This window comes from Clostridium acetobutylicum ATCC 824, from assembly GCF_000008765.1.
GTDB classification, from domain to species: Bacteria; Bacillota; Clostridia; order Clostridiales; family Clostridiaceae; genus Clostridium_S; species Clostridium_S acetobutylicum.
On sequence record NC_003030.1, the window covers coordinates 1,103,288 to 1,120,478 of the forward strand.

General features: G+C 35.1%; 10 protein-coding genes, 1 tRNA gene and 3 rRNA genes. 13 read left to right on the top strand and 1 reads right to left on the bottom strand.

Translation table 11 applies throughout. The features are described 5' to 3' along the window. Positions 1-148: 148 nt before the first annotated feature. The 9 genes from CA_RS05115 to CA_RS05155 all read left to right on the top strand — a co-directional run bounded on the left by CA_RS05115 (position 149) and on the right by CA_RS05155 (position 11,308). Positions 149-1,072, top strand: a complete 924-nt coding sequence (locus CA_RS05115) for an undecaprenyl-diphosphate phosphatase (protein ID WP_010964281.1) — start codon at positions 149-151, stop codon at positions 1,070-1,072. 147 nt (positions 1,073-1,219) lie between these two features. Then, positions 1,220-1,666 (top strand): hypothetical protein, encoded by a 447-nt coding sequence (locus CA_RS05120; RefSeq protein ID WP_010964282.1) that lies wholly within the window; start codon positions 1,220-1,222, stop codon positions 1,664-1,666. A gap of 486 nt (positions 1,667-2,152) precedes the next feature. Further along, a 16S ribosomal RNA gene (locus CA_RS05125) occupies positions 2,153-3,658 on the top strand. 180 nt (positions 3,659-3,838) lie between these two features. Further along, a 23S ribosomal RNA gene (locus CA_RS05130) occupies positions 3,839-6,744 on the top strand. A 74-nt stretch (positions 6,745-6,818) separates the two neighbouring features. Beyond that, positions 6,819-6,935, top strand: a 5S ribosomal RNA gene (rrf, locus tag CA_RS05135). Together the 16S, 23S and 5S rRNA genes with 1 tRNA gene alongside form the textbook arrangement of a ribosomal RNA operon. 10 nt (positions 6,936-6,945) lie before the next feature. Beyond that, positions 6,946-7,020, top strand: a tRNA-Asn gene (locus CA_RS05140). 55 nt (positions 7,021-7,075) lie between these two features. Then, a complete protein-coding gene (locus tag CA_RS05145) occupies positions 7,076-7,801 on the top strand; it encodes a lysophospholipid acyltransferase family protein (protein ID WP_010964283.1) in 726 nt (241 codons plus the stop codon). 225 nt (positions 7,802-8,026) lie between these two features. Further along, positions 8,027-9,688 carry a hypothetical protein gene (locus CA_RS05150; protein ID WP_241393172.1) on the top strand — a complete coding sequence of 554 codons (1,662 nt, stop codon included), beginning with the start codon at positions 8,027-8,029 and terminating at the stop codon, positions 9,686-9,688. 90 nt (positions 9,689-9,778) lie between these two features. Continuing rightward, positions 9,779-11,308 carry a hypothetical protein gene (locus tag CA_RS05155; RefSeq protein WP_010964285.1) on the top strand — a complete coding sequence of 510 codons (1,530 nt, stop codon included), beginning with the start codon at positions 9,779-9,781 and terminating at the stop codon, positions 11,306-11,308. Positions 11,309-11,580: 272 nt separating this feature from the next. On the opposite strand, the gene CA_RS05160 is transcribed toward CA_RS05155, so the two are convergent. After that, positions 11,581-11,877 (bottom strand): hypothetical protein, encoded by a 297-nt coding sequence (locus tag CA_RS05160; RefSeq protein WP_010964286.1) that lies wholly within the window; start codon positions 11,875-11,877, stop codon positions 11,581-11,583. Positions 11,878-11,951: 74 nt separating this feature from the next. On the opposite strand from CA_RS05160, the gene CA_RS05165 reads away from it, so the two are divergent. The 4 genes from CA_RS05165 (at position 11,952) to CA_RS05180 (ending at position 17,133) form a co-directional block, all read left to right on the top strand. Beyond that, complete coding sequence (locus CA_RS05165) at positions 11,952-12,419, top strand: hypothetical protein (RefSeq protein ID WP_010964287.1); 468 nt, start codon at positions 11,952-11,954, stop codon at positions 12,417-12,419. Positions 12,420-12,766: 347 nt separating this feature from the next. Then, on the top strand, positions 12,767-14,113 hold the full coding sequence (locus CA_RS05170; protein ID WP_010964288.1) for a 2-isopropylmalate synthase: 1,347 nt from the start codon (positions 12,767-12,769) through the stop codon (positions 14,111-14,113). A gap of 20 nt (positions 14,114-14,133) precedes the next feature. After that, positions 14,134-16,062: an aconitate hydratase gene (locus CA_RS05175; protein ID WP_010964289.1), complete on the top strand. Its 1,929-nt coding sequence runs from the start codon at positions 14,134-14,136 to the stop codon at positions 16,060-16,062. Positions 16,063-16,128: 66 nt separating this feature from the next. Next, positions 16,129-17,133 carry an isocitrate dehydrogenase (NAD(+)) gene (locus CA_RS05180; RefSeq protein ID WP_010964290.1) on the top strand — a complete coding sequence of 335 codons (1,005 nt, stop codon included), beginning with the start codon at positions 16,129-16,131 and terminating at the stop codon, positions 17,131-17,133. The last annotated feature ends 58 nt before the right edge of the window (positions 17,134-17,191 follow it).

The window sequence follows — 17,191 nt, forward strand, 5'->3', positions numbered from 1 at the left end:
TTAATATTTACATCAATATACGCATAATTTTAAGGAAGTTAACTATAATAATTTGTTAAAAATATAAAATCCTATTTTAATAAGATAATTTAAATAGTATAATTAGTCTGTGTACTTTTGCAAATTGGTTGCTGAAAGGAGACGTATAATGTATACAAATTTAATATTTATATTTAAAATTATCTTAGAGGGAATAATCGAGGGAGTAACTGAATTTTTACCTGTATCCTCAACAGGACATATGATAATCTTAGGAAGTATAATAGGATTTAAAGAAGGGGCGAAGCCGGTATCTTTATATGGTGCAGAATACATACATATGTTCGAAATAATAATACAGCTTGGTGCTATACTTGCAATAGTGGTTTTGTATTGGGATAAAATATTTTCTGCACTTAAGCCATCAAACTTATTTCCATCTATGAAAGAACACGAAAAATCAGGTATTGGGGTAGTAGGAGAATTTTTTGTAAAAGGTTATAATACAATGCCTGGATTTAAATTTTGGACTAATATAGTTGTGGCATGTATACCGGCTATAGTAATAGGTTTGCCTTTTCAAAAGAAGATAGATAAGCTACTGTTTTTCCCCGCACCAGTTGCTGCTGCTCTTATGGTAGGTGCGGTATGGATGATTTTTGCCGAAAATAAATATCGAAAAAGAGCAAAAATAAAAAGTGTAGATGAAATAACTATTAAGCAGGCAATTGTAATAGGATGTTTTCAATGTCTAGCTTTATGGCCTGGAATGTCAAGATCAGCATCAACAATAATAGGAGCTTGGATAGTTGGTGTAGCGACAGTTGCAGGAGCCGAGTTTTCTTTTTTTCTTGCAATTCCAATGATGTTAGGAGCATCTCTATTGTTTTTAATTAAAAATAGCGTAGTACTCTCAAGTGTTCAAATATTAGGACTGGCTGTAGGATTTATAGTAGCTTTTATAGTAGCATTAGTCGTAGTTGACAGATTTATAAGTTTCTTAAAAAAGAAACCAATGAGAATATTTGCTGTATATAGGTTAGCTATTGGTATAATTGTTTTAGTGTTAGGATTTACTAAAGTGATAAGTTGATTTTAATATAGTAGTGGTTAAGGAGAAGCTTTAATTAGCTTCTCCATTATTATTTAATAACAAAATTCTATTTAGTATTGTACTGTATAGATATTAAATAAAGGATAATAATAATTTTATAATTAAAGAAAAGGGGAGTTTTAATAAATGAACTATTCAGAGATTATAGAAGATATTATTAAAGAGAATAAATGGATAAAAAATATTATAGGAATGGATAGAATACGATGTGTAAAGTTAGTTAAGGAAAAGGGAAAACTTATGGTAATAGTGGTATCAGATAAGTTAAAATTTCCTATATGCAGTTTTGTAAGAAAAATTATGGTTTCAGAAGGAGAGGTGATTTTATTTTATGATGGAGAATACTTTGAAAGAGTAGAAAAAGGTGAGTATAACCGCTATAAAGATTATCTTGACATGGATGAATGGAATATTATTATGAGAGATAATCCTACAGATAGATTAGTTGAAGAAAATAAAGTAAGTGATAGAGAAAAATTTTATGTGGAACTTCATGAGACTGCAAAAGATTATATAAATGGTAAGTATGATAAGAAATGCACAGATGAATTAAATCATATATATAATCTTTAGAATTATTGTTTTATGCATGAATTCTTATTGCGTTAAAAATGCATTATAATTCATGCATAAATTTTTATTGACAATATGAATAAATGTGGTATGATATTATTCGTTGATTGAAGTTTGTAATTTTTAAAAATAAAAAAGTTTTTAGAAATGTGTTGACAAAGTTTCTTCAAAATGATAATATATATAAGCTGTCTAGTGCAGCAAACAATTGAACTTTGAAAATTAAACAGAGAATTAAAGAACCAGCAATTCTTTTGAATAGAATTTATTCTATTTAAATAAATTTAGCGATGAGCTAAAGGAATACAGATTAGCATCTGTATAAAGGATTCAGAAGAACCTCATATTGATAATGATGAGGGGTTTTGTGTAAGACGAAGAAATGAAGAAAACTAATAGTAATCTATAGTGAGCTTCATTGATGAAGTATTACACGAAATTGACCATCATAGTCTATAGAGATTTGGACGTATCTAATCAAACTTTTAAATTGAGAGTTTGATCCTGGCTCAGGACGAACGCTGGCGGCGTGCTTAACACATGCAAGTCGAGCGGGGAACTTCGGTTCCCAGCGGCGGACGGGTGAGTAACACGTGGGTAACCTACCTCATAGTGGGGAATAGCCTTTCGAAAGGAAGATTAATACCGCATAATACTCGAGAATCGCATGATTCTTGAGCCAAAGGATTTATTCGCTATGAGATGGACCCGCGGCGCATTAGCTTGTTGGTGAGGTAACGGCTCACCAAGGCTTCGATGCGTAGCCGACCTGAGAGGGTGATCGGCCACATTGGAACTGAGACACGGTCCAGACTCCTACGGGAGGCAGCAGTGGGGAATATTGCACAATGGGGGAAACCCTGATGCAGCAACGCCGCGTGAGTGATGAAGGTCTTCGGATCGTAAAACTCTGTCTTATGGGACGATAATGACGGTACCATAGGAGGAAGCCACGGCTAACTACGTGCCAGCAGCCGCGGTAATACGTAGGTGGCAAGCGTTGTCCGGATTTACTGGGCGTAAAGGATGTGTAGGCGGATATTTAAGTGAGATGTGAAATCCCCGGGCTTAACTTGGGGGCTGCATTTCAAACTGGATGTCTGGAGTGCAGGAGAGGAAGGCAGAATTCCTAGTGTAGCGGTGAAATGCGTAGAGATTAGGAAGAATACCAGTGGCGAAGGCGGCCTTCTGGACTGTAACTGACGCTGAGGCATGAAAGCGTGGGGAGCAAACAGGATTAGATACCCTGGTAGTCCACGCCGTAAACGATGAATACTAGGTGTAGGAGGTATCGACTCCTTCTGTGCCGCAGTTAACACAATAAGTATTCCGCCTGGGAAGTACGGTCGCAAGATTAAAACTCAAAGGAATTGACGGGGACCCGCACAAGCAGCGGAGCATGTGGTTTAATTCGAAGCAACGCGAAGAACCTTACCTAGACTTGACATCTCCTGAATTAGTCCGTAATGGATGAAGTCCCTTCGGGGACAGGATGACAGGTGGTGCATGGTTGTCGTCAGCTCGTGTCGTGAGATGTTGGGTTAAGTCCCGCAACGAGCGCAACCCTTATCATTAGTTGCTAACATTTAGTTGAGCACTCTAGTGAGACTGCCCGGGTTAACCGGGAGGAAGGTGGGGATGACGTCAAATCATCATGCCCCTTATGTCTAGGGCTACACACGTGCTACAATGGTGGGGACAAAAAGATGCAATACCGCAAGGTGGAGCAAAACTCAAAACCCCATCCCAGTTCGGATTGTAGGCTGAAACTCGCCTACATGAAGCCGGAGTTGCTAGTAATCGCGAATCAGAATGTCGCGGTGAATACGTTCCCGGGTCTTGTACACACCGCCCGTCACACCATGAGAGTCGGCAACACCCGAAGCCCGTGAGGTAACCTTTTGGAACCAGCGGTCGAAGGTGGGGTTGATAATTGGGGTGAAGTCGTAACAAGGTAGCCGTAGGAGAACCTGCGGCTGGATCACCTCCTTTCTAAGGAGTCGACATGGAAATGTAATTTCCATGAAGGTTCTTTGTTCTCTGTTTAATTTTGAGAGTTTAATTCTCTCTAAATTTGTACTTTGAAAATTGCATAGTAATCAATATAGAGTAATACTCTAAAGCAAGGCAAAGTTAATTCTTTGTTGTTTGAATTTAAATATATTTACTTAAGGTCAAGCTACAAAGGGCGCATGGTGAATGCCTTGGCACTAGGAGCCGATGAAGGACGTGATAAGCTGCGATAAGCTTCGGGTAGGCGCAAATAGCCTGTGAACCGAAGATTTCCGAATGAGGAAACTCTCATGGGTAACCCCATGAACTGTATACTGAATTCATAGGTATATAGAGGTAAACCCGGGGAACTGAAACATCTAAGTACCTGGAGGAAGAGAAAGAAAAATCGATTTCCTTAGTAGCGGCGAGCGAAACGGAAAGAGCCCAAACCGGAAACTTGTTTCCGGGGTTGCGGTCAGATCATTAAAGCTTTATATCTTAACCGAAGATTTCTGGAAAGTTAAACCATAGAAGGTAATAGTCCTGTAGGTAAAAAGAGAAAAAAGCCCGATCTGTACCAGAGTACCACGAGACACGTGAAACCTTGTGGGAAGCTGGGAGGACCACCTCCCAAGGCTAAATACTACCTAGTGACCGATAGTGAAGAAGTACCGTGAGGGAAAGGTGAAAAGAACCCCAGGAGGGGAGTGAAATAGAACCTGAAACCGTGTGTCCACAACCGATCAAAACACGTTAATGTGTGATGATGTGCTTTTTGTAGAACGAGCCAGCGAGTTACGGTATGCAGCAAGGTTAAGCACTTAAGGTGCGCAGCCGAAGGGAAACCAAGTCTGAATAGGGCGTATAGTTGCATGCTGTAGACCCGAAACCGGGTGACCTATCCATGGCCAGGGTGAAGCGGAAGTAAAATTCCGTGGAGGCCCGAACCACAATGGTGTTGAAAAACCATGGGATGAGCTGTGGATAGGGGAGAAATTCCAATCGAACTCGGATATAGCTGGTTCTCCTCGAAATAGCTTTAGGGCTAGCGCCATGAATGAGTACCGGAGGTAGAGCACTGAATGAGGTAGGGGCTGACAACAGTTACCGAACTTTATCAAACTCCGAATGCTGGATACTTGAATCATGGTAGTCAGACTGCGAATGATAAGATCCGTAGTCAAAAGGGAAACAGCCCAGATCACCAGCTAAGGTCCCAAAGTATAGATTAAGTGGTAAAGGATGTGGGATTTCTAAGACAACTAGGATGTTGGCTCAGAAGCAGCCATACATTAAAAGAGTGCGTAATAGCTCACTAGTCAAGAGATCCTGCGCCGAAAATGTCCGGGGCTAAAATCTAACACCGAAGCTGTGAACTTGTACTTCGTACAAGTGGTAGAGGAGCATCCTGTATGGGCTGAAGTCGTACCGAAAGGAGCGGTGGACTGTACAGGAGAGAGTATGCTGGCATAAGTAGCGAGAACTAAGTGAGAATCTTAGTGGTCGAAAACCTAAGGTTTCCTGGGGAAGGTTCGTCCGCCCAGGGTAAGTCGGGACCTAAGCCGAGGCCGAAAGGCGTAGGTGATGGACAATCGGTTGATATTCCGATACCGCAGAGTAACGTTATGAGAAATGGGATGACGCAGGAGGATAGGATATGCGTACGTTATTGGAAGTACGTCTAAGCACTGAGGATGAAAGATAGGAAAATCCGTCTTTCGTTAAGTCTGGGGTGTAATGGTGAGGTAGTTTACTACCGAAATATCTGATTTCATGCTGCCAAGAAAAGTCTCTATCCAGGAGCTCTGTGCCCGTACCGCAAACCGACACAGGTAGGTGAGGAGAGAATCCTAAGACCATCGGAAGAATTGCTGTTAAGGAACTCGGCAAATTGACCCCGTAACTTCGGGAGAAGGGGTGCCTACGAGAGTAGGTCGCAGAGAATAGGCCCAAGCAACTGTTTATCAAAAACACAGGTTTCTGCTAAAGCGAAAGCTGAAGTATAGGAGCTGACGCCTGCCCGGTGCTGGAAGGTTAAGGGGAATGCTTAGCGCAAGCGAAGGCATGAACTTAAGCCCCAGTAAACGGCGGCCGTAACTATAACGGTCCTAAGGTAGCGAAATTCCTTGTCGGGTAAGTTCCGACCCGCACGAATGGCGTAATGATTTGGGCACTGTCTCAACAGCAAATCCGGCGAAATTGTAGTGCAAGTGAAGATGCTTGCTACCCGCGATTGGACGGAAAGACCCCGTAGAGCTTTACTGTATCTTAGCATTGAATCTCGGTATTGTCTGTACAGAATAGGTGGGAGACTTGGAAGCAGTTCCGTCAGGGATTGTGGAGTCGTCTTTGGGATACCACCCTGACAGTACTGGGGTTCTAACCGGAGGCCATGAAACTGGTCACGGGACATAGCTAGGAGGGCAGTTTGACTGGGGCGGTCGCCTCCTAAAAAGTAACGGAGGCGCCCAAAGGTTCCCTCAGCGCGGTTGGAAACCGCGCGTAGAGTGCAAAGGCAGAAGGGAGCCTGACTGCGACACAAACAAGTGGAGCAGAGACGAAAGTCGGGCTTAGTGATCCGGTGACACCTCGTGGGAGGGTCATCGCTCAACGGATAAAAGCTACCTCGGGGATAACAGGCTGATCTCCCCCAAGAGTCCACATCGACGGGGAGGTTTGGCACCTCGATGTCGGCTCGTCGCATCCTGGGGCTGAAGTAGGTCCCAAGGGTTGGGCTGTTCGCCCATTAAAGCGGCACGCGAGCTGGGTTCAGAACGTCGTGAGACAGTTCGGTCCCTATCCGTCGCGGGCGAAGGAAATTTGAGAGGAGCTGTCCTTAGTACGAGAGGACCGGGATGGACTGACCTCTGGTGTACCAGTTGTCTTACCAAAGGCACGGCTGGGTAGCTATGTCGGGAAGGGATAAACGCTGAAGGCATCTAAGCGTGAAGCCCACCTCAAGATTAGATTTCCCATAACATAAGTTAGTAAGACCCCTGTAAGAACAACAGGTGATAGGTCAGAGGTGTAAGAATGGTAACATTTTAAGCTGACTGATACTAATAGGTCGAGGGCTTGACCAATATAAAGGTAAATATATTAAGATTACTATGCAATTTTGAAAGTACAAAGTGCTTTCAAAAACTAAATAAATTAATCCGGTGACCATAGCTTGGTTGTAACACCCGTTCCCATACCGAACACGAAGGTTAAGAACCAAAGCGCCGATGGTACTGCAGGGGCAGCCCTGTGGGAGAGTAGGTCATTGCCGGGTAAAATGTTATTCCGCGATAGCTCAACGGTGGAGCACTCGGCTGTTAACCGATAGGTTGAAGGTTCGAATCCTTTTCGCGGAGCCATTTTATTTTTTGACAATTATTTTGTGGCTATAAAATTTTAAAAGAGGTAATATTTATGCGATGGATTTTTTTATACATATATTTTGTTTTTTATATGATTAGAACTACGTTTTTCAAGATAAAACTTAGTTATATAAGAAGAAATGCCCCAGAACAAGAGTATGAAGCAGCAGTTCATAAAGTGATTTTTAATTGGGCAAAAACAATGCTTAGGGTTATTGGTGTTAAAGTGAATGTAAAGGGCATGGAAAATATACCAAAGGATACATGTGTATTTATTTCTAATCATCAGAGTAATGTAGATTTTTTGGCTATAATGGGCACAATCGATAAACAAATAGGATTTATAGCTAAAAAAGAAATTTTGAAAATAAAAATTGTAAGTAGCTGGATGAAAATGATGCATTGCGTGTTTATTGATAGAAATGATATACGTAAATCGCTTATGGCTATAAATGAAGGAGTAGATAATTTAAAGAAGGGATATTCTATGGCAATATTTCCTGAAGGAACAAGAAGTAAAAGTAGTAATATGGGAGAATTTAAAAAAGGTAGTTTAAAGCTTGCAACAAAAGCTAATGCAGTAGTTGTTCCTATCGCAATCGATGGTGGATATAGACTTTTTGAAGATGTTAAGGGAAAGTTAAGACCAGGAGTGGTTAATATGTCTATATTAGAACCGTTAAATATTGCAGATTTGGATAAAGAGCAGAAGATGAACTTATCTGATATTCTTCACAAAAAAATAAGTGAAGAGTTGAAGTTAATAAAGCAGGATTAAATTACATATTTTATATCAATTTTATTTTAGATAAAATTAAGGGTACTTTAAGAAGGATTTAAAGTACTCCTTTGTTATATAATGAATATAGTTTAATAGTGAAATTAGAGGATATAGGGGGGATAATATTAGTTTATAATTTTAATATTTTAGTATGGATGAGTTAACTCAATTAAATGGAATTATATGGTAAATGAAATGCGAATTTTTGAAAGGAATTATAATATGAAGATAAAGATAAATAATCTAAAAAAAAAGGGCCTTGTTGTATATATTTTATTAATTCTATTATTTAGATTAATCTTAGCTACAGGACTTAGAGTTTGGGCGTTTGGTGATAATCAATATGATGATGGAATGATGATAAAAAATGCTGCTAATTTGATAGGAGGAAATTGGTTAGGTAAATATGATCAATACATATTTGCAAAGGGAATAACTTTTCCCCTTTATTTAGATATTATACATATGATAGGACTTCCGTTTATTTTTGCTAATGTACTAATGTGCTTTGTGGCATCTTTGACTTTTATAATAGTTATTAAAAAAATAATACCAAATATTAATGCACTAGCTATAATTTACACAGTACTTATGTTTAATCCAATAGCATCTGATTCATGGACACTTCAAAGAGTGTATAGGGATTCAATATACAGTTATCTTGTAGTTATATTATTTTCTTTAATTATAGCTATATATTTAAATCGAAGGACATCTTCTAGTAAATTGCTATGTTTTAGTTTGGGAGCAGGATTTTTTCTATCAGCTGTTTGGCTTGCAAGAGAAGACTCGCCTTGGGTATCTCCATTTGTCGCTGTGGCTCTTATTGTAACTGCAGTACTAATATTTTTGGACAAGAATTTAGAAATTAAAATCAGATTAAAGAAAATTCTTTCACTTACAGTGATTCCTATATTTCTTATCATAAGTATACTAACTGTTTCAACAATAAATTATACCCATTATGGAGTATTTATGACAAATGAATATACAGGTGGGTATTTGCCTGAACTGTTTAAAGAGCTTACAATAATAAAACCAGACAAGTGGATGCCACAGGTACCTATACCAAGATCTACAAGGGAAAAGGCTTATAAAGTTTCACCTACTTTTGCAAAGTTGAAAAATACTTTGGAAAATCATGCATTTGTAGCTACTACACCAGGTGGAAATGCTTCATGCTCTATGTTGGCCTGGGCAGTTATAGATAGTACACAATGGTATGGATTGAAAGACGCAAGATCGAGTCAGGAATTTTATAAAAAATCTTCAGAGGAAATAAAGGCTGCAATAAAGTCAGGAAAGCTAAAAACAAGAGGTGGGTACATTTTTATGTTTGAATCTCCTTGGAATAACAGCTACATAAAACCCCTTATTAGATCTTTAGGAGAAACATTAAGAATGACTATACATATGAGTAAATATGAAAACAAGCCTTTATCTAATTTAAATATTTCTTCGTTTGGTACAGATAGTCAGACTAGACAACTTGAATATATAACAAATAATCTTGCATATTACAAAGGTGAAAAAATTCCAAAGCGTCAGACAAAGTTGAATATAATGAATTCAATTAGTAATATATATTATAAGGTTAATCCATTTTTCTTCTTTGTTGGAGTTTTAGGATATGTGTATATTTTAGTAAACTTTATTTTAAATGCAAGAAAGAAAAAATATGTTCTTGGTGATGAATTACTTATTTTGACAGGATTATTTTTAAGTTATTTCTTAAGACTACTTTTAATATCATATACAGATGTGTGTTCTATATTTATGAAATTTCCAATGTATTTAGCTCCTAGCTATTGGCTTGTACTTATGTTTACATTTACCAGCATATTTGTATCAGCAAGATCAATAGTTAAGTATTGCTTTCATTAAAAAAAAAAGGTATGATTATTTATAAGAAACTCTAATTAAATTTAGAGTTTTCTTTTCTAGTTAGAAAGCTTTATTGAAAGGAACTTAATAATGAATACAAAAATGCATAATAAGAAAAAAAGGATTTTCTCTATATATATTCTACTGATTTTATTAATAAGGTTATTCTTATCAACAGGGGTAAGAATTTGGGCATTTGGAAATAATCAATATGATGATGGAATGATGATAAAAAATGCTACTAATCTAATTGCAGGAAATTGGCTTGGAAGTTATGATCAATACATATTTGCAAAAGGTGTAACATTCCCTATTTATTTAGAATTATTACATAAGATAGGTATTCCATTTATTATTTCAAATGTTTTAATGTGTTTCGCGGCTTCGTTAACATTTATAATTGTTATAAAAAAGGTAATACCAAATTTAAATGCGCTTGCTATAATTTATACTATTTTAATGTTCAATCCGATAGCTACTGCTTCTTGGACTTTTCAAAGGGTATACAGAGATTCTTTATACAGTTATTTAATTGTAATTTTATTTTCTTTGATTATAGGAATATATTTGAATAGGAAAGAGTCTTTTAATAAGTTATTAAGCTACAGTATAGTTGCAGGATTTTTCTTATCATCCGTTTGGCTTGCGAGAGAGGATTCGCCATGGGTCTTACCGTTTGTTGGTATGGCATTAATTGTAACACTAGTACTTATATTTTTGGATAAAAATTCAGAAATGAAGGTTAGAATGAAAAAAGCTTTGGCGTTAACAGTCATTCCTATTTTTCTTATAGTAAGTATATTAGTAGTTTCCACAATAAATTATACACGTTATGGTGTAGCTATAACTAATGAGTATACAGGGGGCTATTTGCCTAGGCTATTTAAAGATTTAACTATAATACAACCAGATGAATGGATGGCTCAGGTTCCTATACCAAAGTCAACGAGAGAAAAAGCTTATAAAGTATCGCCTACTTTTTCCAAGCTAAAAAATACATTAGAAAATCATGCATTTGTAGCTACTACACCAGGAGGAAATGCATCTTGCTCAATGTTGGCTTGGGCTGTCATTGACAGTGTTCAGTGGTACGGAATTAAAGATGCAAAATCAAGCCAAGAGTTTTACAAGAAATCTTCAGAAGAAATAGAAGCTGCAATAAAGTCGGGAAAATTAAAAACAAGGGGCGGATATATTTTTATGTTTGAATCTCCTTGGGATAATAGATATGTTAAGCCGCTGCTTAAATCATTTATTCAGACCATTAAAACTACTGTTCATATGGGACAATATTATAATATGGAGGAAGAAAGTCTTGTTAAGACACTTCAATTAAGTAGGAAATATAACAATACAATTGTACCTTTGTTTGAAAAAAACATAGCGAGTATTGGAACAAAAGAACAAGTAAGAAAGTTAGAATATATAACAAATAATATTGCTTATAATAAAGAGGATGTTATACCTAAAAGACAAACAAAGGTAGCTATAAGCAATAAAATTAGTTTAATTTATTATGAATTGAATCCGTATTTGTTTTTAATTGGTCTAAATAGGTTATGTGTATATTACACTGCGCTTTTTACTAAGTATAAGAAAGAAAAAATACTTTTTAGCTGATGAGTGGCTAATTACAACTGGGATATTTTTAAGCTATTTGCTTCGATTGCTCTTAATATCTTATACTGATGTTTGTTCTATATTTATGCAGTACTCCATGTACTTAGCTCCTAGTTATTGGTTGATACTTATGTTTACTTTTACTAGTATATTTATTTCCATGAGAGATTTTGTTAAGAACTACTATTATAATAAAAAAGCAAGCCATAAAAATTAATTTTTATGGCTTATTTTTTTATTATGTAGAAATATAATAGCTGTTTTTAGTATAATTAATCTATAGAATTTATGTTTTCGATTAAAAGGAATTCTATTGAATAAACTTTTTGTTTTAGGGAATTATTATTTTCTACTAACTTATCTAAACTTTTTTTATAGTCTATATTAAAAGTTTCTAGTTGTTTAAGTTTTTTCTCTAATTCGATTATTTTCTCCTGCTTTTCGGTTATTAGGTGGGAGTACATTTCATTAATTAAAGTTGTTTTTTCTGAATTGAATTTTATTTCTTTTATTACCTTATTAGCTTTAGTATTTGTATCTTTCAAAATTTTCTGAATTGGATTATCCATAATACTATCCCCCCTTTTGCATGGTATATAAATCTATTATATGTTAATAATTAAGATTAATAAAGGAGAAATCTATGGATAAAAATAAACTTGTAAATAAATTTCTGCAAATGAAGGAAACTGAAAATAAAAGATTGGATGAAAACATTACTAATCTCGAGCAATCATTAGAAAAATTAGATAAGGAGAATAAAGAGCTTTACAAAAAGCTTAAGGAAGAAAGGTTAAGAAATGCTATACTTAGCAATCGATACGGAATGCTCTTAGATGATATAAAAGAAGAGGGAATTATATTTAAAATTAAAAATACAAATTTGGGTGTAGTTGAGTGGCAAAACTTATATTTTAGGGATAGTGGCAAAAATATTTATATCGAAAGTTTGGATAGGCATTTGATACATGAGTTTGATAACAATATGAGCAGCTTAATAAGAATACTAATAAAAGAAAATGAATATAGTCTTATTGTAATAAGAATGAATGAAAAAAATGTAAAAATTCAATTTAGGGTAATTGAAAAACAAGATAAAAATATAACATAATGAAAAAGTTAGCAAACATTTAGAAGTTTGCTAACTTTTTTTATTATATTATTGATTTTAAGTTAATAAATTGATATACAATTTTAAAATTAAAATGCAAAATGAAATATCAACAACTTAATTATTCAAAAAATATTTATTATAAATTGAAAATGTTGCTTTAATATGTTAATATATATTATATTGATTGATAATGTATACTATAATCCTAACAAATAACAGGGTTTATAGAGATTGACTTAAAAAAAGTAAAAATGAATTTATTATTATAAATAATTCTATTGAGTGAATTATGAAGGATTGTAAAAATAAAAATCATTTTAAAAAATATAGTAGGAAGTGATTTTATGAAAGAACTAAATCTAAAAGATGTTGAGGAGCCAAATTTGTATAGGGATATTTTTCCGTACCATGAAGTTCCAAAAATTAAATTTAGTACAGATGAAATAAAAGTAGATATACCAGATGAAATATGGATAACTGATACAACCTTTAGAGATGGACAACAATCCATGACACCATTTACAGTTGAACAGATAGTTACGATTTTTGACTATCTAAACAAATTAGATAATAATACAGGGGTTATAAGACAAACTGAATTCTTTTTATATACAAATCGGGATAAAGAAGCCTTAATGGAATGTATGAATAGAGGATACAAGTTCCCACAGATAACTACCTGGATTAGAGCTAATAAAGATGATTTTAAACTTGTTAAGGATATTGGAATCAAAGAAACAGGAATTTTAATGTCTTGCTCAGACTATCATATTTTCAAAAAATTAAAGATGACTAGAACAGAAACTTACAATAAATATGTAGAGATAGTTGAAGAGGCTCTTTCTAACGGTATAGTTCCTAGATGTCATCTCGAGGATATTACAAGAGCTGATTTCTTTGGATTTGTGGTTCCGCTCGTAAATAAGCTTATGGAGCTTTCAAATAAGTATGGAATTCAAGTTAAAATAAGAGCGTGTGATACCTTGGGGTTAGGAGTTGCGTTTCCAGGTGTAGAACTTCCAAGAAGTGTTCCAGCAATAATAAGTGGACTTAGAAAGTACTGTGGTGTACCATCAACAGCACTTGAATGGCATGGTCATAATGATTTTTACTATGTTGTGCCAAATGCTACGGCTGCATGGCTGCATGGATGTTCCGCTGTAAATACCACCCTTTTAGGAATAGGAGAGAGGACTGGAAACTGTCCTTTAGAAGGAATGGTATTTCAATATTGCCAACTTAAAGGCAATCCGGGAATGAATCTTCATGCAATAACTGAGATGTCCAAATATTTTGAGAATAGCATGAAATATGAAATACCACCTAGAACACCTTTTGTCGGTACTGATTTTAATGTTACAAGAGCAGGTATTCATGCTGATGGTATTTTAAAAGATCAGGAGATATATAATATATTTGATACAGAGAAAATTCTTGATAGACCAGTGCTTGTAGCTGTTAATGAGTATTCAGGTTTAGCTGGAATAGCAGCTTGGATTAATACCTACTTTAAGCTAAATAAAGAAAATGAAGTAGATAAGAAGGATAGCAGGGTTGCGGAAATTAAAAAATGGGTAGATAATTTATATGAAAATGGAAGGACAACTCCAATAACAAATAAAGAACTTGAAATAGAGGCAAAAATGTATTTTAAAGAGTTAATTGATGTTGAAAATACAAGAGCCAGTTAAAATATTAAGGAGAGATTTAGATGGGACTAACATTAACTGAAAAAATAATAAAGAGTCATTTGGTATCAGGAGAAATGACAAAAGGCAATGAAATAGGAATAAGAATTGATAATACTCTTACTCAGGATTCAACAGGTACTATGGCATATTTGCAGTTTGAAGCACTTGGAATAGATCAGGTGAAAACAAAGAGATCTGTTGCATATATAGATCATAATATACTTCAAACGGGGCCTGAAAATGCTGATGATCATTTATATATACAAACAGTAGCTAAAAAGCATGGTATATATTTTTCAAAACCAGGAAATGGAATATGCCATCAGGTTAATCTAGAAAGATTTGATGTTCCAGGAGAAACTTTAATTGGATCAGATAGTCATACACCTACAGCTGGCGGAATGGGAATGCTTGCAATAGGTGCAGGAGGTCTTGATGTGGCAGTTGCTATGGGCGGTGGTGAATATTATATAATAAATCCGAAGGTAGTTAAGGTTAATTTAAAAGGAAAGCTTAACTCAATGGTTTCAGCAAAGGATATAATATTAGAAGTTTTAAGACAAGTTACAGTAAAAGGTGGCGTTGGAAAGGTATTTGAGTATTGTGGAGAAGGCGTTAAATCTCTCTCTATACCTGAAAGGGCGACTATTTGTAATATGGGAGCTGAGCTTGGGGCTACAACTTCTATTTTCCCTAGTGATGAAAAAACAAAAGAGTTTTTACAGGCTCAAGGAAGAGTAGAAGATTTTAAGGAACTTTCGCCAGATTCTGATGCTGTATACGATGAAGAAGTTGTTGTTGATTTGGATAAGCTTGAGCCTTTAGTAGCGTGTCCTCATAGTCCTGATAAAGTGGAGAAGGTTTCTGAAATAAAAAATATTAAGGTGAATCAAATAGCCATAGGAAGTTGTACAAATTCATCCTTCCTTGATTTGATGAGAGTTTCCGAAATACTAAAAGGTAAGACTATTCATGAAGATGTATCTTTAGTTATAGCTCCAGGTTCAAAGCAAGTTTTAACTATGATGTCTAAGAATGGAGCACTTGCAAATCTTGTTTCGGCAGGTGCAAGAATACTTGAATGTGCATGTGGACCATGTATAGGTATGGGGCAATCACCTTCAACAGATGCAGTTTCTCTTAGAACATTTAATAGGAATTTTGAAGGAAGATCAGGAACTGTTTCAGCTAAAGTTTATCTTGTTAGTCCTGAAACTGCAGCTGTTTCTGCATTAACAGGGGTTTTAACAGATCCAAGAGAACTAAAAGAAAATATAGAAAAAATAGAAATACCAGAGAAGTTTTTAATTAATGATAACTTGATAGTAAGTCCTTCAGAAAATCCAGAAGAAGTTGAAATAGTAAGAGGACCTAATATAAAACCATTCCCTAAGGCAAAGCCACTTGCAAGTGAGCTTCATGGTAAAGCACTTATTAAAGTTGAGGATAATATAACAACAGATCACATTATGCCATCAAATGCAAAATTATTGCCATTTAGATCTAACATTCCTCACTTAGCTGATTTTTGTTTGACACCTTGCGATAAGGAATTTCCTAAGAATGCAAAAGAAAATAATGGTGGATTTATAATAGCTGGTTCGAATTATGGTCAGGGGTCTAGTAGAGAACATGCAGCACTTGCTCCACTGTATCTTGGGATAAAGGCAGTTCTTGCTAAATCATTTGCAAGAATACACAAGGCTAATCTAATCAATAATGGTATTATACCTCTTGTTTTTGAAAATGAAGCTGATTATGATAAAATAGATAAAAATGATGAACTTCAGATAAATGATACTATAAATCAGGTTCAAACAGGTTTTGTATATGTTGAAAATATATCTAAAAATTCAAAGTATAAAATGATTCTAGATATACCAGAAAGACAAAAGGATATGCTTATATGTGGTGGAAAATTAAATCAGATAAAAAAAGACACAAAATAAAATAGGGCTTTATGCCCTTTCAATTTTTGCATAAATATAAAATTTTATATTGGAGGTACAGCATTCATGAAAAAAAATCACACAATAACTCTTATTCCTGGAGATGGAATAGGACCAGAAGTAACGGGGGCAGCTAAAAAGGTAATAGAGGCAGCAGGAGTTAGTATAACTTGGGATATAGTTGAAGCGGGAGCAAAGGTTATGGATGAGTATGGAACACCTCTTCCAGAGTATGTGTTAGAAAGCATAAAAAAGAATAAAATAGCACTCAAAGGACCTATAACAACTCCTGTTGGAAGTGGATTTAGAAGTGTAAATGTTGCATTAAGACAAACTTTTAATTTATATGCAAATGTAAGACCTATAAAGACATATGAAGGAATACCTACAAGATACAAAGATGTAGATCTAATTATAGTTCGTGAAAATACAGAAGATTTATATGCAGGAATTGAACACAAAATTGGTGATTATGCAGCTGAAAGTATTAAGATAATAACTAGAGAAGCAAGTGAAAGAATTGCTGATTTTGCTTTCGATATGGCAGTTAAACAAAATAGAAAAAAGGTAACAGCAGTACATAAGGCTAATATAATGAAATTTTCTGATGGACTGTTTTTAGATTGTGCAAGAAAAGTAGCAGAAGGTTATAAGGAAAAAGAATTTGAAGATATGATTGTTGATGCTATGAGTATGAAATTAGTTCAAAATCCTGAAAAGTATGATGTTCTTGTAATGCCTAATCTTTATGGAGATATACTGTCAGATATGGCTGCAGGACTTGTTGGAGGACTTGGAGTAGCGCCAGGAGCAAATATAGGAAAAGAAATTTCGATATTTGAATCAATTCATGGTTCAGCACCTGATATAGCAGGTAAGAACATAGCAAATCCAACAGCTGCTATACTTTCTGGAGTAATGATGCTTAGATATATAGGGGAACTTGAAGCAGCAGATAAGATAGATAATGCAATTAAAGTGGTTTTAAAAGAGGGAACTAAGGTTACATCTGATTTAGGTGGAAATGCTACAACTGATGAATTTGCTAATGAAGTTATAAAGAATATATAATAATTAGATAAAAAATAAGAGCTAAGTTATTGGCTCTTATTTTTTTTATGAATATTTA

Excerpts from the sequence above, each read along its gene's own strand:
- CA_RS05150 (WP_241393172.1), top strand. The coding sequence starts at position 8,027 with ATGAAGATAAAGATAAATAATCTAAAAAAAAAGGGCCTTGTTGTATAT.
- CA_RS05115 (WP_010964281.1), top strand. The coding sequence starts at position 149 with ATGTATACAAATTTAATATTTATATTTAAAATTATCTTAGAGGGAATA.
- CA_RS05145 (WP_010964283.1), top strand. The coding sequence starts at position 7,076 with ATGCGATGGATTTTTTTATACATATATTTTGTTTTTTATATGATTAGA.
- CA_RS05160 (WP_010964286.1), bottom strand. The coding sequence starts at position 11,877 with ATGGATAATCCAATTCAGAAAATTTTGAAAGATACAAATACTAAAGCT.
- CA_RS05170 (WP_010964288.1), top strand. The coding sequence starts at position 12,767 with ATGAAAGAACTAAATCTAAAAGATGTTGAGGAGCCAAATTTGTATAGG.
- CA_RS05120 (WP_010964282.1), top strand. The coding sequence starts at position 1,220 with ATGAACTATTCAGAGATTATAGAAGATATTATTAAAGAGAATAAATGG.
- CA_RS05165 (WP_010964287.1), top strand. The coding sequence starts at position 11,952 with ATGGATAAAAATAAACTTGTAAATAAATTTCTGCAAATGAAGGAAACT.
- CA_RS05155 (WP_010964285.1), top strand. The coding sequence starts at position 9,779 with ATGAATACAAAAATGCATAATAAGAAAAAAAGGATTTTCTCTATATAT.
- CA_RS05175 (WP_010964289.1), top strand. The coding sequence starts at position 14,134 with ATGGGACTAACATTAACTGAAAAAATAATAAAGAGTCATTTGGTATCA.
- CA_RS05180 (WP_010964290.1), top strand. The coding sequence starts at position 16,129 with ATGAAAAAAAATCACACAATAACTCTTATTCCTGGAGATGGAATAGGA.